The sequence below is a fragment of the Candidatus Tisiphia endosymbiont of Mystacides longicornis genome (genome assembly GCF_964031095.1).
Lineage (GTDB): Bacteria > Pseudomonadota > Alphaproteobacteria > Rickettsiales > Rickettsiaceae > Tisiphia.
Map to the genome: position 1 here is coordinate 90,920 of NZ_OZ035004.1, position 24,232 is coordinate 115,151.

The window sequence follows — 24,232 nt, forward strand, 5'->3', positions numbered from 1 at the left end:
ATAACAAACCTTGCCACTTTACTACAAAACTGCTATAAAACAGTACAGAATATCTGAAGTTATCTAGAATGAAAGAAAAAAACATACCTATTTTGAATAGCCTAACTAAGAAAGCTACCAATTCATTAGATACTGATAATAATCCTTTTTTTAATGTTAGATATATTTGTCAATCAACGACTCTAATTACTGAATCTATCCAAAAAGGTTTTGATGTTGCACAGTTATCTAATGGAGACATTACAGTTACGGAAATTAAAACAGTAAATGTTCACTATAATTGGGATCCTGTTAAACAAAAATTTATTAAAATAAACCAAAATTAGAATTATATACTAAATATACTTAGTTATGTATAATATAGTGTATACTATAATAGATCTGTTGCATAACCTAATCTAATTGGTAATTTTGTTGTCAAAACTCGTCTCCGTTCCTCACGTACATCTTAGTACACTGCGGTATTCGACTTCGTTTTTCCTAAAAATTCCTCAATTATCTTTAGGTTATGCAAGAGGTCTAATGAATGACTCGAGTAACTTAATTTATGAGGATAATATGATACTGAAGAATATAATAGCCATCATTGCTACCATCCTATGTTTTAGCCTGTCAGTATGCTTTGCCGCCGCTCCAAACAACAGTAATCCGGATAATACGGCGACATTAGCTACTTCCATTGACACACGAAACGCTTGGGCAAGACCTTCCATATCAACTACTATTGGCAAACGTAATAATTCTGCAATATATCTTGAAATAGTTAATAATTCTGATACAAATTATAATTTAGTAAATGTTTCTTCCGAGGTCGCTAACAAGGTTGAATTACATAAAAGTTTTGTTGACGAAAAAGGTGTTAGCAAAATGGTACAACTAGATAAGCTAGTCATTCCAGCGAAAACTAGTGCTATTTTACAGCCAGGCGGTATGCATATTATGCTTTTGGATTTAAAAACTACACTAAAAGTTGGTGATAAATTTGATTTACTTTTATATTTCGATAACAACATTAAGAAAGTTGTACAAGTAGAAGTAAAGACCCAATAAATAATTATTTTGCATTAGCCACTACTTTAAAAGTTATTTAAACAATTTTTGAAGTAGTGATAAGTCATTATAGTCAACTCTAAGGAAATACAGCCCACATGCCGGAGCCTTTGCTCCGGCTATTTCTCTTTTTTTAGCATTCAGAACTCTTTGGATATCATCTTCCTGCCATATATTTCGTCCAACTAATACTAAACTACCAACAATATTTCGAACCATATTATGTAAAAAAGATCGAGCAGAAAAATATATTTTTATTTCTTCATTTTTTTGGATAATAATTAATTCGGATAAGGTTTTTATAGGTGACTTTGCTTGGCAAAATTTACCTCTAAATGAGCTAAAATCATGATGTCCTATGAGGTAGGAAGCCCCGCGTCTCATTGCTTCAACGTCAAGAGGTTGTTTTATCCACCAAGCACGATTTAAATCTATTATAACTTGGCTAGGTCTATTGATAATTCTATAGACATAATGACGTTCTAAAGCAGAAAATCTTGCATGAAAATCTTTGTCTACTAGAACACAATCAACTACCGCTATATTGTAAGATCTCACAAAATAGTTGATAGCCTGCATAACTTTATAAGGACACATATATTTCACTAAATCGAAATGTGCTACTTGCCCTAAAGCATGAACCCCTGCATCAGTCCTGCCAGCTCCATGAACCGTTACTATTTCACCAGTAAATTTATGGATACCATCTTCCAGTGTTTGTTGAATAGATAAAGCACCTTTCTGCTTCTGCCAGCCAACAAAAGCAGTTCCTAAATATTCAATAGTAATTTTATATCGATAAAAATCTAAATTCTTATCGATCTGCAAAATTGATGAATTATCATGATCTTTAATATCATTATCATGCATACTCAAATGATTGCCTCTTTTTGGTTCATAATCTACATAAGAATATGTTATAATGGGTCTTCTTCTTTTTTGCAAAGGCTAAGATGTCTACAATAGTTCCAAAATCATTCTATGAAAGAGATACGCTTATTGTATCACAGGAACTACTGGGCAAGGTTCTGTGTTTTGGTAATATAGAGGCACGAATTATTGAAACAGAAGCTTATGTTGGAGAAGATGATCCTGCTTGCCATGCAGTCAGGGGGATAACACCTCGTACAAAGCTTATGTATGGTTCTGCAGGTAATGCCTATGTATATTTAATTTATGGTATGTATTATTGTTTAAATATAGTGACAGAAAAACCAGGGTTTCCAGCTGCTGTATTAATTAGAGGAGTATATCAATACAAACCTTCAGCAGTTTTACTTGATGGGCCTGGTAAATTATGTCGTACCCTTGGAATTAATAAAACCCAAAATGGTCAAGATATGACTAGTAATCAATCCTTTTGTGTTATTGACGTAGGTGATACTCCTCAATTTATTACTACCCCTAGAATTGGCATTAGCAAAGGTACCGACAAACTTTGGCGTTATTTAGTACGATAATTAGGTCATTAAATTTTATATGTAAAGCTTCAGAGAGCTTGCAATGAAAGAATCACGAAAATTAGCTATAGAGAAAATATTACTACAGTAATCATCCCCGAAGGAAATAAAAGAGATATTGCTAAAATACCACACGAAATTAAGGGGTATTAACCATCAAAACCATATCTAATGCCAGTGAATTATTGAACATTGTTTTTATTAAGAACAATAAATATATTTTAATAAAAAATTAGTTGACTATTCAATGCAGGTTATATTTAATTCTTTAGATGAGTGAATGACAGAATATGGGTAAAAATGTTATTGCGAGAAGGCGTAAGCCAACGAAGCAATCCTGTTTTGTCCCCCTTGTGTAAAATGTCATGCCTGCGTAGGCAGGTATCTAGATTCCGCACCGAAGCGGAAATGACAAATTAGATGCTGGAATGATGGTATGGACGAGTGAAGCGAAATATGCTTTACTTGTACGGAGTCAGCTGAAAAATAGTTTTCAGCTGCTCCAAATTAAATAATAATTTAATTAATAGGTCCATACCATGATAAATAATAGCATAAAAAATACTATAATAGGAATAGATTTAGCAAAAAATAGTATGCACTTGATGCAAGTCGATCAAAATGGCAAAAAAATAGGTTACCAAAAAGTTACAAGAGATGAGTTAATAGCCTATTTAAGCAATCTCGATAAAAGTTCATTGGTAGCTATGGAGGCATGTGGAGGAGCTAATTATTGGTCACAGGAAATTGCTAAGCTTGGTTTGCAAGTCAAACTAATGAAAACAAAAGATGTAAAAGTTTATGCTACATCGAAACAGAAAAATGATTATAACGATGCGTTAGCAATATGCAAAGCGGCTCGTGATCCAGAATTAAAAACTGTGCTACTAAAAAGCAAGGAGGAACAAGATATAAAATTCTTGCATAAAATTAGAAGTAATACGATCAGAGATCGTGTGCAAAAAACTAATTCTACAATATCAAGTTTATGTGAATATGGCTATAATACAAAATTAAGTAAAAATAAATTTTGCAAATCATGTAGGCTGGAGGTAGAGTTAGCGTATAGTAAAGGTTATATAAATTCTGGGGTAAGGTCAATTTTACTTTTAGAATGTAAAGAAATTGAGGATTTATGTGACAAAGAAAAAACTTTAGAAAAGCTGATTATCAGCAATAATAAGCAAAGTGAGAAAGCTACTAGGTTGCAGACAATTTTTGGCATTGGAGCAATCAATGCTAGTTGTTTGAGTGTAGCCCCAATGGAAAGTTATCCAACCCCGAGGGATTTTGCTGCTTCGCTTGGTTTGGTACCAAAGCAACATAGCTCAGGAGATAAGATAGTTTTAGGAGGGATTACCAAACAAGGAGATAGATATGCCAGAACTATGTTGATTCAAGCCGCAAGGACAATAGCAATAAGAGCAAAAAGTGATAAGGAATCAAAAGATAAACTAGTGCAGTGGGCAGTGAAGAAATTTGCTGAAAATAAATCATATAATATTATATGTGTTGGTTTAGCAAATAAGTTAGCAAGGATTGCTTATGCAGTAGTCACCAATGGTAGCGAATATGTTGCAAATTAGTTTAGTTGGAAAAAAAGAAGAAACTATGTCAACTAAATAAAAATTGGTAATTGATAAATATTGTGAGTAGAGAATAGTAACAATAAAGAGAACGAAAGTTAAAGAGTTAATGAATAAGTATTCTGAATAAAATCCGTAATTATGTCGAGGCTCTAGAAGCCGTGGGAATGAGAGGTCACTCAAGGATATTTATAAGAATGCAGAAACCATTATGGCACTTGATGCCGAATATATGACCGCTTCCTTTGTGGCTCTATTTTTTTATTTTCTTTCTTGACAAATTCACTCGTCCATATATGACAGAATAAAAATTATTTTTCTTATATCACTTAGTGCAGCGATAAAATACTATATACTAAATATATTAACACAAAATATTGAAAAAATATGAGCTATCATAAGTCAACAACAAAATCAGAGCAACTATGAGTAAAGTTGTTCAAGAAAATGCCAGAATTATCCCTGATCGCCAGACTAGCCTTACAAAAGAACAAAAAGAAGCTGTTGGGTTACTTTCAATAGGAACTTTCCTAGAATATTTTGACTTAATGCTATATGTCCATATGGCAGTTTTTCTCAATAACCTATTTTTCCCTAAAAATGACCCAGAATCTGCCTCTTTTTTTGTTGCAATTGCATATAGTATCACTTTTGTTTTTAGACCATTCGGAGCATTATTGTTTGGTTGGATAGGAGATAATATTGGTCGAAAAGTAACTATCACTATTACAACCTTTATGATGGCAACCTCGTGTTTTATTATGGCTACCTTACCGACTTATGAACAAATTGGTATTACGGCTTCATGGATTATTTGTATATGCCGTGCAATACAAGGTATATCTTCCTTAGGTGAAAGGGTAGGAGCAGAACTATATTTAATGGAAATAACCAAACCACCAATACAATATCCTGTGGTAATGGTAATTGCGGTTTGTGCTTCCTTAGGGTCAATGGTTGCATTAGGCCTAGGGTTCTTAATTACCAATTATGGATTTAATTGGCGTTATCTTTTTGCCTTTGGAATAATAATTGCCACTATAGGTACAGTTGCTAGAACTAAGTTAAGAGAAACCCCAGAATTTGCTAATGCAAAATTACGATTAAAAGCATTTTTTGATCAGCACTATATTGATGAAAAAATATTAAAAGGTGATATAATTTTAGAAGAGAAAGTGCAAAAAAAAACGGTATTATTTTATTTTTTAATTCAATGTGCTGGTCCAGTGCCAACATATTTTGTGTATTTTTATTGTGGTAATATACTCAAGAATTCTTTTTTTTATAGTGTTGAAGATGTTCTTTATCATAACTTTTTTATTTCGATAATACAACTATTCACCATGTTGTTATTATCGTATCTAAGTTATAGGATATCTCCTTTAAAAATTATTAAAGTCAGGTGGGTAATTTTCTTTACTTTTATAATATTTTGCCCTTATTTTCTTGATAAAGTCAGCACCCCTATACATTTATTGATAATACAAATATTGATTATATTATTTGCACCTGACTCATCTCCAGCTAGTGCAATTTTTTATAAATATTTTCCTGTTTTTAAACGATTTACGTGTAGTAGTGTTGTATACGCCTTAGCACATGCCACAATCTCTATTGTTACCTCTTTTGGTTTCATATATTGTACAAAGTATATGGGGCAACTAGGAATATTATGTATTATGTTACCTATAGTAATAAGCTATGGATTTGGGGTATTTTACTTTGCAAGGTTAGAGAACCGTAACTGTGAATCATAGTTATTAGTTTTATAATAACTATGTATTACTTCAGAACATAATTTTGCAAAATTTTGTTCAATTTTTGGTGTATTGAAGTACATGCTAAGGCTCATAAACCTACTAAGAGTCTCTACTATGATTTTTCTTACTTTTTCAGGAGATTTAGCTCTTATAGTTTGCATATTATGCAGTCTATCAAATAGCTTAATCAATAATACATCATATTTCTTTTGTTGAAATAATATATTCAATATTTCTGCAGCACTAATCTTCCCATAGGATTTAATTCTAGTCAAATCTTCCACTTGCCTAGCGATTTGCTTGCTAAAGATCACAGCAATCATCTCTTCGGTAAAAGTTGTATCTTCAATAGTATCATGTAGTAAACTGGTAATGATCATATCAGTTCTGTAATATTTTGGCATTTCTAATGCTGTATATTCAGCAACCATATACGCCACCTCTATCGGGTGAGAATAATAAGGATCACCGGATTGTCGCATTTGGCTACCATGATATTTCTTGGCGTAATAGATACCTTTTGTAATCTCATTAATATTTACAGGTATAGTTACTTGCTGGTTTAGCTCAGATAATTTACTTAGTAACCTATCAGCATATTTACAATTTTCGTATTTTACTTGCCAATCACTAATATCTTCCATTTAAATACCTACATTACTTTAATAATAAAGTATATTTTAACTAAAAATAAAAATTATTGCAACAGTTTATTATATATTGGTTTAAAAAAATAGTAATTTTTATACTTTGTTACATTTAAGTTACAACCCCATCTTTTGTTTTCTCAAGTTGCTATAAAACTTTAATGCCATGTTACGATCGTGATATTGTTACAACTAGAAATTTTGTAGAAGTCAAGATTTGATCTTACAGACACTATAAATTTGCCCCTGATTGTTAGTTATATATTTTTTTTCAATAGCTAATTTCTTACTAATCTTGCCAACTTTGTATAAATTATAAAATCTAACCCAGATATTGTATAAAGGTGCCAATATTCACCTCTGAACCCCTTGTAATAATTTATCATGCAATATCTGGGCTAATAATACCATTTATATAATTTATTATAACTGTACTTCTCTCCTAATTTTCTTTCTTTGTATCTTGACTACTATTAATGATAGTTGATTGTTGTTGTCTCGCCAGTTTGTTCTTTTCTTCTATGTAATTAAGAAAAAAATGAGTAAATATTAAAAACCCTATTAACATCGGAATAAAAACAAATATAATCGCATTGCGTTTTCTAATAGATTCTTCACGATCTAAACGATCCTCTTGCTCCTCATATGTTTCCCCTAATTCATTACGCCATATATCTTCTTGAACTGAATTATCTTGATCTGAGTTGTTTTCTAGCATTTTATACCTTTTATTAAATATTATTTACAACGGCTTAGCGATTAAACTATAAAAAATTATATATTAATTTAAATTGAATTCATTATTTTTTTAATAAAAAATTAGTTGACTATTTAATGTAGGTTATATTTAATTAAAATTGTAACTATTACTAACAAAATTTAAACTTATAAAAAATATTCGTGAGAAAAAACACCACAACTGTTGAAAGTTACAGAAAGAAGCGGTTTTAGAGTCCATCATGGCAGTTTAAAAGTTGCAAAAAATAATCGGTGTTATGCTAGGAGGCAAGAAGTTAGAGCGAAGCAATCCTGTTTTGTGTCATATCTACGTATGCAGGTATCCAGATTCCCGCTTACGCAGGTATGATAATAAGTAGGCGGAAATGACAAATTATGGGTAAAAATTATTTTTCTTATATCACTTAGTGCAGCGATAAAATGTTATATACTAAATAATATTAACACAGAATACAGAAATTAATCACTGGAGAAATTATGAGCTATCAGAGGTCAACAACAAAACCATGTCAATTATGAGTGAAATTGTTCAAGAAAATACCAGGATTATCCCTGATCGCCAGACTAGCCTTACCAGAGAACAAAAAGAAGCTGTTGGACTGTTTGTCAATTGGCACATTCCTTGAATATTTTGACTTAATGCTATATGTCCATATGGCAGTATTGTTGAATGAGTTGTTTTTTCCAAAGACTGATCCGCACACTGCAACTCTGCTGTCGGCTTTTGCTTTCTGTGCTACTTTTGTTTTTCGACCAATTGGGGCTTTGCTATTTGGTTGGATAGGCGATAAAGTAGGTCGTAAATCTACGGTAGTTATTACAACTTTCATGATGGCATGTTCTTGTTTGATGATGTTTATTTTGCCTACTTATGCCCAAATTGGGATTACCGCTTCGGTATTAATCACTATTTGTCGGATAGTCCAAGGTATGTCATCCTTAGGAGAAGTAGTAGGGGCTGAATTATATTTAACGGAAATGACCAAACCACCACTGCAATATCCTGTTGTTGGTTGTATTTCAATATTTGCTGATCTAGGAGCAGTATTTGCTTTAGGTGTTGCAACGCTTGTTACTGCATATAGCTTTAGCTGGCGATATGCTTTTTTATTTGGTGCAGTGATTGCCATAGTGGGAGCTATTGCAAGGACGCGTCTTAGAGAAACTCCAGAATTTGCTGATGCAACCAGAAGGCTGATAAATAAACTTAAAACTTTTGGTCTAGAAAAAAAAGATATTACTAATCAAGAAATGTTAAATGAAAAAGTTAATATAAAAACTATATTAGCTTATTTATCAATTGAGTCTACTGGACCAATTTGTTTTTATTTGCTATATGTGCATTGTAGTGCTATACTTAGAACTACCCTAAATTATAATTCTCAGCAAATTATTGCTCATAACTTGATTATTGCAACAGCATGTTTACTTATTGGTATTGCATATAATTATTTAAGTTATAAGATATCTCCACTAAAAATTTCAAAGACACGATTAGTGATTTTTTCTAGTACTATTATATTCTTACCATATTTATTGACTAATATCCCATCTCCTTTTTATTTATTATTATTGCAGTTCTTTATAGTGATATTTGGACCAAGAGTATTTCCAGCAACTCCAATATTTTATAAGCAGTTTCCTGTATTTAAACGTTTTAGATGTGTCAGTATCTCATTTGCTGTAGTACGGGCGATAATGTTTATTGTTACTTCTTTTGGATTAGTTTATTTAATAGAGCATTTTGGTAATTGGGGCATAGTAATATTATTTGTGCCTTTCCTTGTGGCATATGGATTTGGTCTGCGTCATTTTGCAATGTTGGAGAAGTTACGCAATGTTTAATAATTTAATAAGTAATTTCTAGTTCGTTGGTATTATGTTCTCTACATATAGAGTTATAGAATAATTTATACAAATAATTCTCCAATTTTATATAGCCAAGATAAGTGCATATCGCTAAAAAACTCTGTGCTGTTTCACCAACTATATTCTTAATCTTTTCAGGAGATTTTGCTCCTATGGTTTGTGTATTATGAAGTCTATCAAATACCTTAATCACCAATATATCACATTTTTTTTTGTTTATACAAAATTTCTAATATTTTTGCTGAACTAATCTTATGCCCATCCTCTTTTATTCTTGTGATATCCATCACTTGACTAGCAACTTGCTCACCAAAAGCTCTACCAATCATCTCTTCGGTAAAAGCTGTATCTTCAATAGTATCATGTAGTAAACTGGTAATGATCATATCAGTTCTGTAATATTTTGGCATTTCTAATGCGGTATATTCAGCAACCATATACGCCCCCTCTATTGGATGAGAATAATATGGATCGCCGGATTGTCGCATTTGGCTACCATGATACTTTTTGGCGTAATAGATAGCTTTTGTAATCTCATTAATATTTACAGGTATAGTTACTTGCTGGTTTAGCTCAAATAATTTACTTATACCAAATCACTATCTATTTAATAATATAGATGCTATAGTGTGTTATTTAAGATAGTATAGTGTTAATTAAGATGTCTAGAGGGTATAAGGTATTAGAAGTTAATGTAGAAGAAGTGAAACAATTAATGAATGAAGCAAAGACTAAAGAAGAATTTAGACGTTATCAATCAATCTATCTAAGAGTGAGTGAAAAAATGCCGACATCATTGATTGCTAAAGTTACAGGATTATCAGAAAGTCATGTTCACAGAACCCATAGTCAATGTCGAAAAAAAGGCTTAAAGGCACTATGTAGCAGGAAGAAAGGTGGGAGATACAGAAGTTATCTAACTCAAGAGCAAGAACGTGAGATGCTTAAAAAGATAGAACAGAATGCCGTTAATGGTGGGATAGTAGAAATTAGCAAGGTGCATAAGATTTTTGAGGAAACGGTTGGTAGTAAAATAGCACGTTACACAGCTTATAGGCTGCTTCATAGGCATGGGTGGCGTAAAATTGCACCAAGACCATACCATCCTAAACAAAAGAAGGATGCGGTAGAAACTTTTAAAAAAAGTGGCCTGATATGGTTAAAGAAGCAAGAGTATCAGCAGCAACTGAAGGCAAGGAATTAAAGATATTCTTCCAAGATGAGGCACGTTTTGGTCGTATAGATTCATTAAGGCGTTGCTGGGTTCCGGCTGGAATCAGGCCTTTACTTAAGAAACAAATTATTCGTGAATATACTTATACTTATGGGGCAGTTTGTCCATTTGACGGTGCTAGTTGTTTCCTTATTTTGCCTTTAATGAACCAAGATTGGATGATGTTAATGCTACAAGAAATGGCAAAGCGTTATAAGGATAATTTTCTTTTAGTAGTATGCGATGGAGCTGCTGCACATAAACTCGATAAAGAATTATTACCTAATAATATTAAACTAGCTTACTTGCCACCATATAGCCCACAATTAAACCCACAAGAAAATATATGGGATGATATGAGGGAAAAATTCTTTTATAACCTAGCTTTTGATTCAATGAATGCTATAGAAAATCAACTAATCACAGCATGTAATTATTATGAAAATAATCCTGCAATTGTCAAATCTATATGTGCTTGGAATTGGATAGTATCTTGTTAATTAGATAGTGATTTGGTATTAGTAACCTATCCGCATATTTACAATTTTCGTATTTTATTTGCCAATCATTAATATCTTCCATTTAAATACCACTACATTACTTTAATAATAAAGTAAATATTAACTAAAAATAAAAATTCTTGCAACAGTTTATTATATATTGGTTTAAAAAAATAGTAATTTTTATACTTTATTCTATTTAAGTTACAACCCCGTCTTTTGTTTTCTCAATAAGATCGTGATATTGTTACAACTAGAATTTTGATGTGTTAGTAAATAACAATTACAATCTTAGGTTACTAAAAGTGATTATTTCACACAAGTTAATAGTTTTATAAATAACATTAAATACTAGACATCAGGCTAAAAATCGTTCCTATATATCTATTTACATTACAATTAATTTTTATTTAAAGGTTATTATGAAACTATCAATTTGGATGAAAGTAAATAATTTACAAACCGGTAAGGTTGATAAATTATTTCAAGTCTCATCAGCTAACATTTACAAATATCTCTACGAAGACAGTATCCCAAGACCCAAAGTGATGGAAAGAATTTTTTTAGCAACTCATGGAGTTGTTACTCCTAATGATTTTTATGGAATTAGTACAGACGTCTTGGAAAAAAAACTATTAGAACAATTAAAATATAAAGTGATAAAAACATGAGAAAAAATATGAGTAAAGGTAAAAGAACAGCAGAAGAAATATTTAATAATTTAGCATCAACCATTCGTAGTTCACATGATCAAGAGATAAGTGAAGAAGAATCAAGAAAGTTAGCAAGAAATTTTATAAGGTTTTGCCAAAGATTTATCGAGATTCGACTTAGAATAGATGAAGAAAAAGAACCGACAACTAAAGATTGACTTTATTAAGAAGCTGGTTAGAATAACAGTTGGAATAACAAACGTTAGAACATTACGGTATCTTTTGCAATAAAAAATTAATCAGGAATGAAATTTTAAGAGCTTGGAGTCCAGAAGAGCCTAGAAAAGCTATTGAGGGCAGGGAAGATGAAATACTAAAGCAAATTAAAGAAGTATTAAAAACCTTACAAATAAAAAATCCTGAAATATTATAGTTAAACCCATAAAATTAGGTGACAAAGAACATAGTAATAATTTCAAATAACTTGCTGGTTTCTATTACCTTATTTTTACTACTTTTTTTAACTTACACAATCGTTATGACAGACTCATTTATGATGAAGCAGATGACAAATTTACTGATACCGTCTCAACCTTGATAACTCTAGCTTCTGAAGCCTATGAAACTTTTAAAGGTTCGACAATTGTTGAAAAAAGGGAATTATTAAATTTTATGTTTTCGAACCTAACACTCGAGGGCTGTAAACTGCATTACGTTCTGGATTTTCCATTCACAGAATTGCAAAAAGTAGCAAATTGTGCCGAATGGCGGGGCGTAGTGAACAATTTCCGAACCCAGTCAGACACTAAATTGCTTATTATCCAAGTCATGACACTCTATTATTAGAGCTTCGTTACCTCATATTGCAACTCCATATTTTTTCCACAAAATGCCATGGAAATTTTTAATATTTGTTTTACATGTGAGTACTCTTTTATTTTACTATCATATTTTCTATTAATAATTTGTTGTAAGCCAAGTTTGGATATATCAGCCAGATATTCTGAGGATTTAGCGATTTTATACTCAATAACCATCGCTTTATCACTTTTACCCACTTTCGGGATCATTACCAAATCTGGGCGACCATCGCATGATTCTCGCTCACTGTCTATGACATAATCTGTGGTTAAAGTATTAATCAAACCAAGTATAAAACCACTATAAAATAGTTCAGCCTTCTTCTCTCCTACCTGATGAAAACTTGTAGCATTTTGCAATAATTCTTGCAACCTAGATGCAAACTCTTCTATTTTTCCAGATGGTAATAAATTGATAAGAGAATAATATCTAGAATCGTCAGTTTCTAATTGATCAGCTAACCATCTGAGCATTCGTGCTTCATAGATATATTTTATTTCCTCATTAGGTACCGATAATTCATAAATGTTTTTTTCTGGGTTTTTAGCAGTAGGGTTTAAATAACCACTAAATAGCAGTAAGCTAAATAACCCAACTGGTTTATTGATGTCAGCAAAACTTATTTGTTTCATGATGGGTAAAGTAATAGTTTTACTAGTAACTAAATTCCGTAAGTCTTCTTGCATCTCATCAGACAGTAATGCTTTATCAACCAGCTGAGTTCCTCCACTGTCAATCCAGTAATGATCAAGCTCACCTTGTCTTGATAAACATTGCATAATTGACCATGGATTATAAATGATTTCTCCGCCAAAATTATAACCATTATACCAATTTTTAATTTCTTCTGGATCAGTTTCAAGTGGAACTTTGGTTAATAATTCATCAACTTCTACTTGAGTAAACCCATAACTGCGAGCAAATTTTTTGTCTAATAGACTACATTCAGTTAAATTATTCAAATCTGAAAGCAAATTAGCCTTAGCAATACGCAATATGCCGGTAATGACACCTTTTTGTAATGAATCATTACCTTTGAGGCTATTGCCGAATATTTCACGAAATAGAGCTAATACTTCCTCAAACTCTTCTAGATTATTGCCAAATTTCATATAGGCACTATTAATTGGCGTATCATACTCGTCAATTAGTATGTAAACTTTTTGATTAAAATGTTTATAAAGTAAATCGCTTAGAAATTTTAAACTATTCTCAAGCTCTACTTTATTAAATTCTCCAGTAAAATATCTAGTTAATTGATTTTTTTCACCATCATCTAGGGTATTATGATCTTTTTCTAGATATTGCTTTAAGTAATGATAAGTCCTAAATAATTCAGTTAGTTTATATCGGATTTTATTTTCAATTTCCTGATAACTACTACCTTTAATATTCTTGAAAGTTATTAGAATAACTGGAAATTGACCTTGATAGTCTAAAAGAATATCTGGATACTCAGATATTTTAAGTGGTTTAAACAACTTTTTTCTACCACTTGCTAGCCCCAAATCCACCTCTCCACCAACAAACAGCTTATAATTCACCCTTTGTTCTTGTGGCAGAGGCTGACCTTGTGCATTTACTTCTATTTCCAGAAATTTACGAACCATATCCATATTCAAGCTCTTCCCCCACCGTCTTGGACGGGTGATTAGGGTAACTGCACCACTACTTTTCAGTAATTCTTTGATCATCAAACTTTTATCAACAAATATATCACTATTTAATAATAATGTCTTGAAGTCATCGGTACCAACAAATATACTTAGCTGATCATTAACATTATTTTTATTTTTTTCTTCTATCATTGTTTTTATTGTTTCCTTCTAACTATAATATCATTATACTCCTTATTTTATTATCCACTAAGAGGTAATTAGCAAAATTTTTATAATTTTTTGTTTTTTTTATAAAAAATAAACTGAAACATAGTGACAATATATTAGGCTGCGATCTACAAAATTTTTATTGGTTTATTTTGAGCCTATTTTTTCTACAAAACTATGCAGATTTTTCGAAATTAGTCGCACATTATTTCGCTAGAATAATGCGTATTCCTACAAAATTTACATTGTTTTTCGATTAAAAATATACTAAAATAACACCACAACTAGTTCTAAGATCAAACCACTCAGGTGGCACAAAATTATAGACAATAGTATTATTGTCAGTATTATTAGCACCAATATCGTAGGGGTGGAGGAAGAGTTGACTATTTGTTGCATAATCCCTCCAGCTGAACACCAGTACTAAAGAGGGGTTGAAGGCAAATATACTCCTTATTTTCCAATTCGTAAGGAGCATATAGGGAGCATATGGATTGCTTTATAAAATTAGAAAACCCTGGAAGGGTGATAAGTCTTGGCGGGGCGTAGTGAACAATTTCCGAACCCAGTCAGACACTAAATTACTCGTAATTCAAACGCTTACGCTCTATTATTAGAGCTTCGTTATTTCATATTCTAACTCCATATTTTTTCCAGAAAATGCCATAGAAATTTTGATGATATTTTTAATATGTTGATGTTCTTTTATTTTAGCGTCATATCTCCTGTCAATAATTTGTTGCAGACCAGATTTAGCTATAGAGCCTAAGTCTTCTGAGGATTTAGCGATTTTATACTCGATAATCATCGCTTTATCACCTTTGCCAATTTTTGGGATCATTACAATATCTGGTCGCCCATCACCTGATTCTTGTTCGCTCGATATTATATAATTAGGTCCTAGCATGTTAATAAAGCCGAGCATAAAGCCACTATAAAACAGTTCTGCTTTCTTTGCTCCTGTTTGATGAAAACTAGTAGAATTTTGCAATAATTCTTGCAAACGCTCTTTAAACTCCTCTATTTTACCATCTGGTAATAAAGTAACGAAAGAATAATAGCCCGAATTATCAATTTCTATTTGTTTAGTAACCCATTGCAGCATTCTCTTTTCATAAATATATTTTACTTCATAATTAGGAACAGATAGATCATAAATGTCTCTTTCTGGTATCTTGGTCGCAGGATTTAGATAACCACTAAATAACAGTAAGCTAAATAGCCCTTCTGGTTGGTTGATATCAGCAAAACTTATATGTTTAGTAATAGAAGAAGTAATAGTTTTACCTGCAGCTAAAGCCTGGATATCTTGCTGCATCTCATCTGAGAGCAGTATATGATCAATCCAATCAGTTCCACCACTATCAATCCAATAGTGATCAAGCTTGCCCTTCTGAGCTAAACATCTCATAATTGACCAAGGATTATAAATGATTTCTCCACCAAAATTATACCCATTATACCAATTTTTAATTTCTTCTCGATTAGTTTTAGTTGGTACGATGCTTAATAATTCATCAACTTCTGCTTGAGTAAAGCCATAGATGTCTGTAAAATTCTCATCTAATAGACTACACTCAGTTAAATTATTCAAATCTGAAAGTAAATTAGCCTTAGCAATTCGTAATATACCGGTAATGATGCCTTTTTGTAACGAATCATTGCCCTTAAGACTATTGCCAAATATTGCACGGAATAGAGATAGTACTTCCTCAAACTCTTCTATATTATTGCCAAATTTCATATATGCACTATTAATTGGCGTATCATACTCGTCAATTAGTATGTAAACTTTTTGATTAAAATGTTTATAAAGTAAATCGCTTAAAAATTTTAAACTATTTTCAAGCTCTACTTTGTTAAACTTTCCAGTAAAATATCTAGTTAATTGTTTCTTTTGAGCATCATTTAATAAATTTTCCTTATCTGTTAAATAAGTTTCCAAATAACGATAATTACTAAATAACTTTATTACTTGATAGCTGATTTTACTTTCAATTTCCTCATAACTACTTCCCCTAACGCCCTTAAAACTTATGAGAATAACTGGGAATTGACCTTGACGTTTCATAGCTTTTACTACACTAGAAATTTTTAATGGCTTTAGTTTTTTAGTCTCATCAAATCCTAAATCCACTTCTCCTCCGCTAAACAACTTATAATTCACCCTTTGTTCTTGCGGGAAAGTCTTACCTTGTGCATTCACTTCTATTTCCAGAAATCTCCTAACCATATCCATATTTAAGCTCTTCCCCCACCGTCTTGGACGGGTGATTAGGGTGACTGCTCCACTATCTTCTAATAATTCTTTGATCATTAGACTCTTATCAACAAATACATCGCTATTTAGTAATAATGTCTTGAAGTCATCGGTACCAACAAACATAGTTGGTTGGTAATTAATATTATTACTGGTTTGTTCTTCTGTCATATAATCTTACTTTTCTAATATCTATCATTATACTCCTTTTTTATTCTCCACTAATAGCTAATTAGTAAAATTTTTGCTATAAAATTATAATATAGCTAATTCTATATAAAACGGTTATAGACAAAAGTCTTTAAAGAGCTGATCTATATTACAGTGGTATTTTCTACGAATAGATTTTGCTTGAGCCCATTTATGCTCAATTAGATTTAAATCAGGACTATATGCTGGTAAATATTCAAGGATATAGCCAGCTTTTATTACATCATCCTGCATATCTTTGTTCTTATGAAAACTAGCATTATCTAAAACTATCACACTACCATCAGGTAATTTTGGCATTAAATCTTTTTTTAACCAACTCGAAAAAGTTTGAGTGTCAATATTATGTTCAAAAAGACTAACTGTTAATAGTAGACCTCTTCGGAAACTCTACTTCTGCTGGTAATTTGTACGTCGATGCGGTACTCGAATCCTCACGTACATTAGAGTACGCTGCGGTTCTGCGTTCCGCGTCTCCTTCAAATTCCTCAGCATAAGCGAGTTTCCGAAGAGGTCTAGTGTATTTCCTAGTAATGCACCTATAGCATTAGTCCGTCCTTTAGCCCCCCAATCTTGCTGACCAAAACATCTTTCTCCTTTTACAGCATAACCATGAGTACGAGGCATATCATGAGCAAAACCACTTTCATCTAAATATACAATAGGTTTCCCATCTTTTCTATACTCACTAATTTTATTCTGAAAAATCAATCTCTCTTTTTCTTTGGCTTTGGGATGATTTATAGTTTTTTTATAAGTAACATTTAAGCGTTTAAGAGCATTCCAAATCCCAGTCTTACTTACTCCCAACCTCTTTGCCCTCTCATAGTTGTAAGCATCAGGATATTCTTTAATATCTTGTTTTAATACTTCCATATCTATTTTGCTGGCAGGTTTATTACGAGTTGTCCTAGGTTCTAGTCTGTTTGTCCAACGAACTAATGTTGTCTTCCCTATACCAAAACGTTTTGATGTTTCTGCAAAACTTAATCCTTCTTTTTCTTTTATCTTAAATACTTTCTTTCGAAAATCTATTGAATATGTCATAATGACATCATTATATCCTATTTATTAGGACTTGGCTATATATCTCGTTGTAAATACTCCATTATCATCTTTTGATTCTTGGTAGTCGTAAACACCACAGTCAAATTCAACTCTATCTTTGATACTACTCTTTTGATAATCCCTAAAATGTGTATTACCATTATAATGTGATATTCCACGGAAACTTCTTGATCCAAAAAAACATCCATGTATTATAGAACTTAAGTGATATTTCAAATCCCATACTTTTTCTCCAAAAATTACTAAAGATTGTTAATTATCAATATCAAATAAACAGTCATTTTTGTTTCCAAGCATTTCTACACTATTTTCATTTAATTCTGCACTGACTGCTATACTTCCCTCTTTTTTGACAAACATATTTACAATATCTTGTGCTGTTGTATCTTCCTTATCAAATTTTAAAATTTGTTCTGCATGTATTTTGGCAAGACCAAATTTTTGTTCAACCAAATAATAGCTAGCTAATGTACGGCAATATCCAACAGATTGCTCTTCAGGAAAACTCTGCACTAACATTGTTAGAAATTCTTCCCATTGCCTACTATCTTCTTGTACTTCCAATAAATTTTTAATAAGAGTATCTGCTATAAACTTTAATTCTTCTAATGTTTTTTCATTTTGATTTTTAATATCGCTATTTAATAAAGCCTCTTTAATAGACGATTCTGCCAACTTATAATATCCTCCAAAACTCCATCAGTTACTTTAGATATTAACTCTGCAGATACTTTGGTAGAATAGATTTCCTCTAAATGTCCTTGTATCTCCCTTGTGGTCATACCTCTTGCATACAGAGATATTACCTTCTCATCAAACCCTCTAAATTGTCGAACTCCCTTAGGAATTAATAGGGGTTCAAATTCTCCTTCTCTATCTCTTGGAACATCTACTGTTATATTCCGACCATCTTCATCTATTAAGTCTTTTCATAACTACCATTACGTCTGTTTTCAGATTCTTTCTCATCCTTGGAATGCTTCTCATATCCAATATAAGATTCCATCTCTTTTTCTAGAATCTTATTAACTAGTTGTTTTTTAACTCTTGGAATATACCATCTTTGCCAAAAATTTCTGATGGATTGCTTTGTGACAAAAGTTCTGACACTACTTTTTCTACAGATGGATTTGTTGTTTTTATTTTCTTCTTCATATTAACCTCGTGTAAGTATTTTTTACTATTCTTATTTTTACTACTTTTTTCAACTTACACAATCGTTATGACCATACGCATCAAGTTAAGAAAAGCAAGTAGGTTGTACTGGTATTACGGTAGTAAATTATGAATTAAAAAGAAGCTAATATATGGTATAAATTTTTGCAAGGTTAACAATTAAATTGTGAGAATTTGTACTATGGAGAAAATAGTAAACTTAGCAAAACTATGCCAAGAGTTTTTTGGAGAGACAGCCAATAATTTATCCATTACAACAGGATTTATTAAGAGACAACGCAAAATAACTGGTTCAGCTTTTCTAAAAGCTATGGTGTTTGGTAATATGAGCGATAGTAATTGTAGTCTTGATGGGATGCGTAACTTTTTAAGTGAAGAAACTATAGATATTTCTGCTCAAGGCTTAGACTTTAGGTTTACTGAGGTGTATACTTGCAGCAAAACTGCATAACTTTATCTAATTTTTTTGTTAGTATGAATTTTTTATACATTTGGGTTTCATACTATGCAAATACCATCGATTACTATTGAGCAAGTAGCTCAGCAATTTAAAGCTTGGCGTCAAACTAAAACTAATAAGTTTGATCCTATACCAAACCATCTAAAGGAATTAGTTCACCAATTACTCCATCATTATTCTTACCAAGAGATAGCTAAACATCTTAATATTAATAAAGCAACAATTAGTTCAACTAAAAAAGCCCATGAACCTACCATCAAAACTTCTTCTGTCTCAACTTCAAATCAATCCCTACAACAAAATATTAATTTTCTCCCATTTCAACTAGTAAATTCTATAGATACCGATCCTGTAGCTGCTCCCAAGCAAAATCACTATACTTGTCACATTATTAAACCAAATGGTACCAAGCTTATTATCCAAACACTAGAGCCAAAAACTATAATTCAGACATTTTTATGCTGCAACTAACCCCGGCGTCAGTTATTTTTGTTGCCACTATTGCCATCGATTTTCGCAAGGGTATCGATGGCTTAATCGCTGTTTGTAGACAAAAACTTTCTTCTGACCCTCTTAATGGTTCCTTGTTTTTATTCTATAATAAAAACAGAACTGCCATTAAAATTTTGTCCTTTGACGGTCAAGGCTTTTGGCTATGCTCTAAACGCCTATCCAAAGGTAAATTTACGGCAAAACTTTTCCCATCTGATAATTCATCTTACCAAATTTGTTATAGAACCTTACACATTCTTATTCATAATGGCGATCCTAGTTCTGCCAAATTCTCTAATGATTGGCTTCCTGTCGTTTAAGCTGCTGTCTCGATTAATTCCGTATTATTCATATATCTTGCATAGGCAAAAGGCGTATAATCCTCAGGATGCTTCTTTGCTTTGCTACTATGCTCTTGTAGCCAATTTAAATATTTAAAGGCATTGATCTCGTTCTCACTACAAGTCTTTACTATACTATACAGACCACTATGTATCTCAGCACTATTGATTGTTTTAAAGAATAATGAATTCTTCCTTTGTAAAATAATGGTACGCAGTGATCTCTCAGCCCAATTATTATCAAGATTGCTAACTGGGATTTTTAAAAATTGGGTCAAACCTTCTTTATTATTTATCCAATATTTCATAGCTTGTCCAAGCCTACTATTAGGCTCAACTTTCTTGTCGTTAAATAATTCGTCTATTTTGTTATATATGTTTTCTATATATTTACTGCTATGTTCCTGATGATACCCAAGTTTCTCTTCAGGACTCATCTCTTTACATTGATGTTCATTGTGGTAAATCCCACGTGTTTGTTTGAGAAAATATCCGCATTCTTCAGGGTAATATAGTTCATTTTCTGTAAATTTTCTCTGACCATGTGACAAACAATTGATCATCACTATTATTGCCAGTAATTCTTTATCTGCTTCTGATAATACCGGGTTATTATTGTTACTTGCGTCAGTCATTAATTGGATAGAATCTGTTCTATTCTTACGATTCTTTAGTACGTTACCTATATTTTCTCCACCATGCCTATTACCGGTAAAATATAAAACTATTACCTCATTATTTGCAGTCTTAGCACATATTGTAGTAGTATAACAGCTGCGTCCTTTCTTATTTTGAGTACGTAATTTTTTATTGGCTATAGTAATTTCTAAAATCCTAGCTCTAGTATCATCAAGGTTCAGTGAACTACATTCGGCAGCCATTTCCAATAATACCCCGTAAATTTCAGCTCCACCACCTTCTTGCCAAACATCTAAATATTGTTGCCAGAGCGAGCTGTATGCTATAGGAACCCCGCTTAAACTCTGTAGCCTAGATAAACGGTAGAAAGGAGTACCATAGGTCTTTTGTAACACTATTGCACTTCTGCTACTATTTGTCCATTTGTTGATATTTTTATTGTTCATAACTGTATAATCGCAAGCATTACAGCGTAACGTTTTCTTTACATATCTGTTGACTGTAATTGGAGCATTACCTGTAAATTGTAGCAATTTTCTAGCTTCACTATTATATAGTTTGCCATTATAGCAGTGAGGACAGCTATCACCACTACAAAAATTCTCAGGAGTTAAATAGCTGGTATTCGCATCCTTATAATCATCAAACCCATATTTACCTTGCCAATTACTACGATCTATCTTTTTGGGCTTATCGCACTCTCCTTCATTACCACCATTCCCGTTATCAGATTCACCTGGCGGTTCTTTTAATGAATCTGAACTATCTTTTTTTTGTGATCTGCCTTAAAACCAATCAGCATTTCCTTAAGCTTATTTATACTGATATTTGATGATGCTAGCTTGTCTATTAGCTCGTTACAAAATTTCACAAGCTCTACTATCGTTTGCTGTTCATCTCCCGTTAATGAACTTTCCTTGACATGCTGTATTAGTTCTTCTCGTTCTTCAGCACTTAAGGTCGCTACTTTTGGTTTTTTCATTTGATTAATTATCATTATTATTAATATTTCAAATATTATAATATGACTGCTACTTTTTCAACTAGTTTTTTTATTAATCTGTTTTTTATTAATCGGTGATATTTGCATAGTAGAAATCCAAATTTATACAATAAATTCATACTAGCAAAGAAATTAGATAGTGTTACGCAGTTTTGCTGCAAGTATACACTGAGGTAGCAGTAAAATTTATGCAGTCAATGTATGAACAATGCTTGAAATTATTTAGAAATACTATGCCGCTTGATTGCAACATTTTGCAGCAATTTAATAGCGTTAAATTATTGGATAGTAGCCATATTATTCTACCTACCAATATGGCAGATATGTATAAAGGTTGCGGTGCTTGCTATAAGGGGCGTAGTAGTACAGTGCAAGCTTCTCTTAAATTACAGGTAGTATTTGATTATTTAAATCAATCGTTAGATAGAGTCGATATAACAGAAGGTATAAGGGCTGATCAAGGATATAGAGAACATTTATCAAACATATCTACTAAGGACTTATTAATATCTGATTTAGGTTATTTTGTCCCAGCTTCATTTATTCAAATTATCGAACTTGGTGCATATTTTATTAGTCGTTATAAAGCAGATACTAATATATATGACCCTACCACTAAGGAAAGAATTGATTTATTAAACTTATTAGATAATAAATTCTTTTTATCAAAAGATGTACTTTTAGGTAAACAAGCAAAAGTTAAGCTACGGATTATATGTCATAAATTGATACCAAATCACTATCTATTTAATAATATAGATGCTATAGTGTGTTATTTAAGATAGTATAGTGTTAATTAAGATGTCTAGAGGGTATAAGGTATTAGAAGTTAATGTAGAAGAAGTGAAACAATTAATGAATGAAGCAAAGACTAAAGAAGAATTTAGACGTTATCAATCAATCTATCTAAGAGTGAGTGAAAAAATGCCGACATCATTGATTGCTAAAGTTACAGGATTATCAGAAAGTCATGTTCACAGAACCCATAGTCAATGTCGGAAAAAAGGCTTAAAGGCACTATGTAGCAGGAAGAAAGGTGGGAGATACAGAAGTTATCTAACTCAAGAGCAAGAACGTGAGATGCTTAAAAAGATAGAACAGAATGCCGTTAATGGTGGGATAGTAGAAATTAGCAAGGTGCATAAGATTTTTGAGGAAACGGTTGGTAGTAAAATAGCACGTTACACAGCTTATAGGCTGCTTCATAGGCATGGGTGGCGTAAAATTGCACCAAGACCATACCATCCTAAACAAAAGAAGGATGCGGTAGAAACTTTTAAAAAAAGTGGCCTGATATGGTTAAAGAAGCAAGAGTATCAGCAGCAACTGAAGGCAAGGAATTAAAGATATTCTTCCAAGATGAGGCACGTTTTGGTCGTATAGATTCATTAAGGCGTTGCTGGGTTCCGGCTGGAATCAGGCCTTTACTTAAGAAACAAATTATTCGTGAATATACTTATACTTATGGGGCAATTTGTCCATTTGACGGTGCTAGTTGTTTCCTTATTTTGCCTTTAATGAACCAAGATTGGATGATGTTAATGCTACAAGAAATGGCAAAGCGTTATAAGGATAATTTTCTTTTAGTAGTATGCGATGGAGCTGCTGCACATAAACTCGATAAAGAATTATTACCTAATAATATTAAACTAGCTTACTTGCCACCATATAGCCCACAATTAAACCCACAAGAAAATATATGGGATGATATGAGGGAAAAATTCTTTTATAACCTAGCTTTTGATTCAATGAATGCTATAGAAAATCAACTAATCACAGCATGTAATTATTATGAAAATAATCCTGCAATTGTCAAATCTATATGTGCTTGGAATTGGATAGTATCTTGTTAATTAGATAGTGATTTGGTATGACTGATGAACAGGCTATTGGTAGAAGAAGGAAGGCTAATTTATTGTATACTTGCAGCAAAACTGCGTAACACTATCTAATTTCTTTGCTAGTATGAATTTATTGTATAAATTTGGATTTCTACTATGCAAATATCACCGATTAATAAAAAACAGATTAATAAAAAAACTAGTTGAAAAAGTAGCAGTCATATTATAATATTTGAAATATTAATAATAATGATAATTAATCAAATGAAAAAACCAAAAGTAGCGACCTTAAGTGCTGAAGAACGAGAAGAACTAATACAGCATGTCAAGGAAAGTTCATTAACGGGAGATGAACAGCAAACGATAGTAGAGCTTGTGAAATTTTGTAACGAGCTAATAGACAAGCTAGCATCATCAAATATCAGTATAAATAAGCTTAAGGAAATGCTGATTGGTTTTAAGGCAGATCACAAAAAAAAGATAGTTCAGATTCATTAAAAGAACCGCCAGGTGAATCTGATAACGGGAATGGTGGTAATGAAGGAGAGTGCGATAAGCCCAAAAAGATAGATCGTAGTA

General features: G+C 32.0%; 32 protein-coding genes and 1 pseudogene. 18 read left to right on the top strand and 15 right to left on the bottom strand.

The window, feature by feature from the left end; translation table 11 throughout:
• Positions 1-68: 68 nt before the first annotated feature.
• Both ACQH6S_RS00520 and ACQH6S_RS00525 read left to right on the top strand, forming a co-directional pair.
• A complete protein-coding gene (locus ACQH6S_RS00520) occupies positions 69-326 on the top strand; it encodes a DUF2671 domain-containing protein (RefSeq protein WP_250311591.1) in 258 nt (85 codons plus the stop codon).
• 232 nt (positions 327-558) lie between these two features.
• Positions 559-1,050: a copper chaperone PCu(A)C gene (locus ACQH6S_RS00525; RefSeq protein ID WP_425364602.1), complete on the top strand. Its 492-nt coding sequence runs from the start codon at positions 559-561 to the stop codon at positions 1,048-1,050.
• Positions 1,051-1,083: 33 nt separating this feature from the next.
• Here ACQH6S_RS00525 and truA read toward each other — a convergent pair whose 3' ends face one another.
• Positions 1,084-1,995 (bottom strand): tRNA pseudouridine(38-40) synthase TruA, encoded by a 912-nt coding sequence (truA, locus tag ACQH6S_RS00530; protein ID WP_425364603.1) that lies wholly within the window; start codon positions 1,993-1,995, stop codon positions 1,084-1,086.
• 8 nt (positions 1,996-2,003) lie between these two features.
• Between truA and ACQH6S_RS00535 the strand changes: the two genes are divergently transcribed.
• The 4 genes from ACQH6S_RS00535 to ACQH6S_RS00550 all read left to right on the top strand — a co-directional run bounded on the left by ACQH6S_RS00535 (position 2,004) and on the right by ACQH6S_RS00550 (position 5,853).
• Positions 2,004-2,510 carry a DNA-3-methyladenine glycosylase gene (locus ACQH6S_RS00535; RefSeq protein ID WP_425360516.1) on the top strand — a complete coding sequence of 169 codons (507 nt, stop codon included), beginning with the start codon at positions 2,004-2,006 and terminating at the stop codon, positions 2,508-2,510.
• A gap of 93 nt (positions 2,511-2,603) precedes the next feature.
• A complete protein-coding gene (locus ACQH6S_RS00540) occupies positions 2,604-2,663 on the top strand; it encodes a hypothetical protein (RefSeq protein WP_425360920.1) in 60 nt (19 codons plus the stop codon).
• 386 nt (positions 2,664-3,049) lie between these two features.
• On the top strand, positions 3,050-4,096 hold the full coding sequence (locus ACQH6S_RS00545; protein WP_425364604.1) for an IS110 family transposase: 1,047 nt from the start codon (positions 3,050-3,052) through the stop codon (positions 4,094-4,096).
• 425 nt (positions 4,097-4,521) lie between these two features.
• Entirely contained in the window at positions 4,522-5,853 is a 1,332-nt protein-coding gene (locus ACQH6S_RS00550) for an MFS transporter (RefSeq protein ID WP_425360519.1), read from the top strand.
• Here ACQH6S_RS00550 and ACQH6S_RS00555 read toward each other — a convergent pair.
• Positions 5,814-6,500 (bottom strand): HD domain-containing protein, encoded by a 687-nt coding sequence (locus ACQH6S_RS00555; protein ID WP_425360520.1) that lies wholly within the window; start codon positions 6,498-6,500, stop codon positions 5,814-5,816. The two genes, ACQH6S_RS00550 and ACQH6S_RS00555, sit on opposite strands and share 40 nt — an antisense overlap.
• A 445-nt stretch (positions 6,501-6,945) precedes the next feature.
• The gene (locus ACQH6S_RS00560; RefSeq protein WP_341749116.1) at positions 6,946-7,221 is read right to left on the bottom strand and encodes an RC1041 family protein; all 276 of its coding nucleotides are present in this window, start codon (positions 7,219-7,221) and stop codon (positions 6,946-6,948) included.
• 545 nt (positions 7,222-7,766) lie between these two features.
• Between ACQH6S_RS00560 and ACQH6S_RS00565 the strand changes: the two genes are divergently transcribed.
• Complete coding sequence (locus ACQH6S_RS00565; RefSeq protein WP_425364605.1) at positions 7,767-9,086, top strand: MFS transporter; 1,320 nt, start codon at positions 7,767-7,769, stop codon at positions 9,084-9,086.
• Positions 9,087-9,090: 4 nt separating this feature from the next.
• On the opposite strand, the gene ACQH6S_RS00570 is transcribed toward ACQH6S_RS00565, so the two are convergent.
• On the bottom strand, positions 9,091-9,303 hold the full coding sequence (locus tag ACQH6S_RS00570) for a hypothetical protein (RefSeq protein WP_425360522.1): 213 nt from the start codon (positions 9,301-9,303) through the stop codon (positions 9,091-9,093).
• 7 nt (positions 9,304-9,310) lie between these two features.
• Entirely contained in the window at positions 9,311-9,598 is a 288-nt protein-coding gene (locus ACQH6S_RS00575; protein WP_425360523.1) for an HD domain-containing protein, read from the bottom strand.
• Positions 9,599-9,771: 173 nt separating this feature from the next.
• Between ACQH6S_RS00575 and ACQH6S_RS00580 the strand changes: the two genes are divergently transcribed.
• The 4 genes from ACQH6S_RS00580 (at position 9,772) to ACQH6S_RS00595 (ending at position 11,694) form a co-directional block, all read left to right on the top strand.
• Positions 9,772-10,314, top strand: coding sequence for a helix-turn-helix domain-containing protein (locus tag ACQH6S_RS00580; protein WP_425360100.1), 543 nt, complete (start codon positions 9,772-9,774; stop codon positions 10,312-10,314).
• The gene (locus ACQH6S_RS00585) at positions 10,266-10,823 is read left to right on the top strand and encodes an IS630 family transposase (protein WP_425360524.1); all 558 of its coding nucleotides are present in this window, start codon (positions 10,266-10,268) and stop codon (positions 10,821-10,823) included. Before ACQH6S_RS00580 ends, ACQH6S_RS00585 begins: the two co-directional genes overlap by 49 nt.
• Positions 10,824-11,245: 422 nt before the next feature.
• Entirely contained in the window at positions 11,246-11,494 is a 249-nt protein-coding gene (locus ACQH6S_RS00590) for a hypothetical protein (protein WP_425360525.1), read from the top strand.
• 8 nt (positions 11,495-11,502) lie between these two features.
• Positions 11,503-11,694, top strand: a complete 192-nt coding sequence (locus ACQH6S_RS00595; protein ID WP_425364606.1) for a hypothetical protein — start codon at positions 11,503-11,505, stop codon at positions 11,692-11,694.
• Positions 11,695-12,318: 624 nt separating this feature from the next.
• Here ACQH6S_RS00595 and ACQH6S_RS00600 read toward each other — a convergent pair.
• The 8 genes from ACQH6S_RS00600 to ACQH6S_RS00635 all read right to left on the bottom strand — a co-directional run bounded on the left by ACQH6S_RS00600 (position 12,319) and on the right by ACQH6S_RS00635 (position 18,856).
• On the bottom strand, positions 12,319-14,145 hold the full coding sequence (locus tag ACQH6S_RS00600; protein ID WP_425360527.1) for an AAA family ATPase: 1,827 nt from the start codon (positions 14,143-14,145) through the stop codon (positions 12,319-12,321).
• A gap of 631 nt (positions 14,146-14,776) precedes the next feature.
• On the bottom strand, positions 14,777-16,594 hold the full coding sequence (locus tag ACQH6S_RS00605) for an AAA family ATPase (protein WP_425360528.1): 1,818 nt from the start codon (positions 16,592-16,594) through the stop codon (positions 14,777-14,779).
• A gap of 114 nt (positions 16,595-16,708) precedes the next feature.
• Positions 16,709-16,975, bottom strand: a complete 267-nt coding sequence (locus tag ACQH6S_RS00610) for a transposase (protein WP_425360921.1) — start codon at positions 16,973-16,975, stop codon at positions 16,709-16,711.
• Between the two features lie 48 nt (positions 16,976-17,023).
• Positions 17,024-17,680 carry an IS630 transposase-related protein gene (locus ACQH6S_RS00615; RefSeq protein ID WP_425360529.1) on the bottom strand — a complete coding sequence of 219 codons (657 nt, stop codon included), beginning with the start codon at positions 17,678-17,680 and terminating at the stop codon, positions 17,024-17,026.
• A gap of 273 nt (positions 17,681-17,953) precedes the next feature.
• Positions 17,954-18,376 carry a hypothetical protein gene (locus ACQH6S_RS00620; RefSeq protein WP_425360531.1) on the bottom strand — a complete coding sequence of 141 codons (423 nt, stop codon included), beginning with the start codon at positions 18,374-18,376 and terminating at the stop codon, positions 17,954-17,956.
• Positions 18,343-18,621, bottom strand: coding sequence for a transposase (locus tag ACQH6S_RS00625; protein WP_425364726.1), 279 nt, complete (start codon positions 18,619-18,621; stop codon positions 18,343-18,345). Before ACQH6S_RS00625 ends, ACQH6S_RS00620 begins: the two co-directional genes overlap by 34 nt.
• Positions 18,621-18,707 (bottom strand): hypothetical protein, encoded by an 87-nt coding sequence (locus ACQH6S_RS00630; RefSeq protein WP_425364727.1) that lies wholly within the window; start codon positions 18,705-18,707, stop codon positions 18,621-18,623. The genes ACQH6S_RS00625 and ACQH6S_RS00630 overlap by 1 nt, the downstream gene beginning before the upstream one ends.
• Positions 18,708-18,730: 23 nt before the next feature.
• On the bottom strand, positions 18,731-18,856 hold the full coding sequence (locus ACQH6S_RS00635) for a hypothetical protein (RefSeq protein ID WP_425360533.1): 126 nt from the start codon (positions 18,854-18,856) through the stop codon (positions 18,731-18,733).
• Between the two features lie 202 nt (positions 18,857-19,058).
• Between ACQH6S_RS00635 and ACQH6S_RS00640 the strand changes: the two genes are divergently transcribed.
• The 3 genes from ACQH6S_RS00640 to tnpB are packed head-to-tail and all read left to right on the top strand — an operon-like array spanning position 19,059 to position 20,149.
• Positions 19,059-19,328: a hypothetical protein gene (locus ACQH6S_RS00640; protein ID WP_425364607.1), complete on the top strand. Its 270-nt coding sequence runs from the start codon at positions 19,059-19,061 to the stop codon at positions 19,326-19,328.
• 54 nt (positions 19,329-19,382) lie between these two features.
• Complete coding sequence (locus ACQH6S_RS00645) at positions 19,383-19,808, top strand: hypothetical protein (protein ID WP_341758053.1); 426 nt, start codon at positions 19,383-19,385, stop codon at positions 19,806-19,808.
• Positions 19,796-20,149 (top strand): IS66 family insertion sequence element accessory protein TnpB, encoded by a 354-nt coding sequence (tnpB, locus tag ACQH6S_RS00650; RefSeq protein ID WP_341752109.1) that lies wholly within the window; start codon positions 19,796-19,798, stop codon positions 20,147-20,149. The genes ACQH6S_RS00645 and tnpB overlap by 13 nt, the downstream gene beginning before the upstream one ends.
• Here the strand turns inward: tnpB and ACQH6S_RS00655 are convergent.
• Both ACQH6S_RS00655 and ACQH6S_RS00660 read right to left on the bottom strand, forming a co-directional pair.
• Positions 20,146-21,255: an IS66 family transposase gene (locus ACQH6S_RS00655; protein ID WP_425364395.1), complete on the bottom strand. Its 1,110-nt coding sequence runs from the start codon at positions 21,253-21,255 to the stop codon at positions 20,146-20,148. The genes tnpB and ACQH6S_RS00655 overlap by 4 nt on opposite strands.
• 302 nt (positions 21,256-21,557) lie before the next feature.
• A complete protein-coding gene (locus ACQH6S_RS00660; RefSeq protein WP_341758049.1) occupies positions 21,558-21,806 on the bottom strand; it encodes a hypothetical protein in 249 nt (82 codons plus the stop codon).
• Positions 21,807-21,976: 170 nt separating this feature from the next.
• Here ACQH6S_RS00660 and ACQH6S_RS00665 point away from each other — a divergent pair.
• From ACQH6S_RS00665 to ACQH6S_RS00680, 4 genes and pseudogenes are all read left to right on the top strand, one after another.
• Positions 21,977-22,540, top strand: a pseudogene (locus tag ACQH6S_RS00665) (transposase); the annotation flags it as partial.
• 73 nt (positions 22,541-22,613) lie between these two features.
• The gene (locus ACQH6S_RS00670) at positions 22,614-23,156 is read left to right on the top strand and encodes a helix-turn-helix domain-containing protein (protein ID WP_425360100.1); all 543 of its coding nucleotides are present in this window, start codon (positions 22,614-22,616) and stop codon (positions 23,154-23,156) included.
• The gene (locus ACQH6S_RS00675; RefSeq protein ID WP_425360101.1) at positions 23,108-23,665 is read left to right on the top strand and encodes an IS630 family transposase; all 558 of its coding nucleotides are present in this window, start codon (positions 23,108-23,110) and stop codon (positions 23,663-23,665) included. Before ACQH6S_RS00670 ends, ACQH6S_RS00675 begins: the two co-directional genes overlap by 49 nt.
• A 237-nt stretch (positions 23,666-23,902) precedes the next feature.
• A complete protein-coding gene (locus ACQH6S_RS00680) occupies positions 23,903-24,151 on the top strand; it encodes a hypothetical protein (RefSeq protein ID WP_341758049.1) in 249 nt (82 codons plus the stop codon).
• Positions 24,152-24,232: the final 81 nt, after the last annotated feature.

What these genes read in the sequence shown, in the direction of transcription:
- ACQH6S_RS00520 (WP_250311591.1), top strand. Translation starts at nt 69, where the DNA reads ATGAAAGAAAAAAACATACCTATTTTGAATAGCCTAACTAAGAAAGCT.
- ACQH6S_RS00525 (WP_425364602.1), top strand. Translation starts at nt 559, where the DNA reads ATGATACTGAAGAATATAATAGCCATCATTGCTACCATCCTATGTTTT.
- ACQH6S_RS00535 (WP_425360516.1), top strand. Translation starts at nt 2,004, where the DNA reads ATGTCTACAATAGTTCCAAAATCATTCTATGAAAGAGATACGCTTATT.
- ACQH6S_RS00545 (WP_425364604.1), top strand. Translation starts at nt 3,050, where the DNA reads ATGATAAATAATAGCATAAAAAATACTATAATAGGAATAGATTTAGCA.
- ACQH6S_RS00550 (WP_425360519.1), top strand. Translation starts at nt 4,522, where the DNA reads ATGAGTAAAGTTGTTCAAGAAAATGCCAGAATTATCCCTGATCGCCAG.
- ACQH6S_RS00555 (WP_425360520.1), bottom strand. Translation starts at nt 6,500, where the DNA reads ATGGAAGATATTAGTGATTGGCAAGTAAAATACGAAAATTGTAAATAT.
- ACQH6S_RS00560 (WP_341749116.1), bottom strand. Translation starts at nt 7,221, where the DNA reads ATGCTAGAAAACAACTCAGATCAAGATAATTCAGTTCAAGAAGATATA.
- ACQH6S_RS00575 (WP_425360523.1), bottom strand. Translation starts at nt 9,598, where the DNA reads ATGCGACAATCCGGCGATCCATATTATTCTCATCCAATAGAGGGGGCG.
- ACQH6S_RS00580 (WP_425360100.1), top strand. Translation starts at nt 9,772, where the DNA reads ATGTCTAGAGGGTATAAGGTATTAGAAGTTAATGTAGAAGAAGTGAAA.
- ACQH6S_RS00585 (WP_425360524.1), top strand. Translation starts at nt 10,266, where the DNA reads ATGGTTAAAGAAGCAAGAGTATCAGCAGCAACTGAAGGCAAGGAATTA.
- ACQH6S_RS00590 (WP_425360525.1), top strand. Translation starts at nt 11,246, where the DNA reads ATGAAACTATCAATTTGGATGAAAGTAAATAATTTACAAACCGGTAAG.
- ACQH6S_RS00595 (WP_425364606.1), top strand. Translation starts at nt 11,503, where the DNA reads ATGAGTAAAGGTAAAAGAACAGCAGAAGAAATATTTAATAATTTAGCA.
- ACQH6S_RS00600 (WP_425360527.1), bottom strand. Translation starts at nt 14,145, where the DNA reads ATGATAGAAGAAAAAAATAAAAATAATGTTAATGATCAGCTAAGTATA.
- ACQH6S_RS00605 (WP_425360528.1), bottom strand. Translation starts at nt 16,594, where the DNA reads ATGACAGAAGAACAAACCAGTAATAATATTAATTACCAACCAACTATG.
- ACQH6S_RS00615 (WP_425360529.1), bottom strand. Translation starts at nt 17,680, where the DNA reads ATGACATATTCAATAGATTTTCGAAAGAAAGTATTTAAGATAAAAGAA.
- ACQH6S_RS00630 (WP_425364727.1), bottom strand. Translation starts at nt 18,707, where the DNA reads ATGGAATCTTATATTGGATATGAGAAGCATTCCAAGGATGAGAAAGAA.
- ACQH6S_RS00635 (WP_425360533.1), bottom strand. Translation starts at nt 18,856, where the DNA reads ATGAAGAAGAAAATAAAAACAACAAATCCATCTGTAGAAAAAGTAGTG.
- ACQH6S_RS00640 (WP_425364607.1), top strand. Translation starts at nt 19,059, where the DNA reads ATGGAGAAAATAGTAAACTTAGCAAAACTATGCCAAGAGTTTTTTGGA.
- ACQH6S_RS00645 (WP_341758053.1), top strand. Translation starts at nt 19,383, where the DNA reads ATGCAAATACCATCGATTACTATTGAGCAAGTAGCTCAGCAATTTAAA.
- tnpB (WP_341752109.1), top strand. Translation starts at nt 19,796, where the DNA reads ATGCTGCAACTAACCCCGGCGTCAGTTATTTTTGTTGCCACTATTGCC.
- ACQH6S_RS00655 (WP_425364395.1), bottom strand. Translation starts at nt 21,255, where the DNA reads ATGAACAATAAAAATATCAACAAATGGACAAATAGTAGCAGAAGTGCA.
- ACQH6S_RS00660 (WP_341758049.1), bottom strand. Translation starts at nt 21,806, where the DNA reads ATGATAATTAATCAAATGAAAAAACCAAAAGTAGCGACCTTAAGTGCT.
- ACQH6S_RS00670 (WP_425360100.1), top strand. Translation starts at nt 22,614, where the DNA reads ATGTCTAGAGGGTATAAGGTATTAGAAGTTAATGTAGAAGAAGTGAAA.
- ACQH6S_RS00675 (WP_425360101.1), top strand. Translation starts at nt 23,108, where the DNA reads ATGGTTAAAGAAGCAAGAGTATCAGCAGCAACTGAAGGCAAGGAATTA.
- ACQH6S_RS00680 (WP_341758049.1), top strand. Translation starts at nt 23,903, where the DNA reads ATGATAATTAATCAAATGAAAAAACCAAAAGTAGCGACCTTAAGTGCT.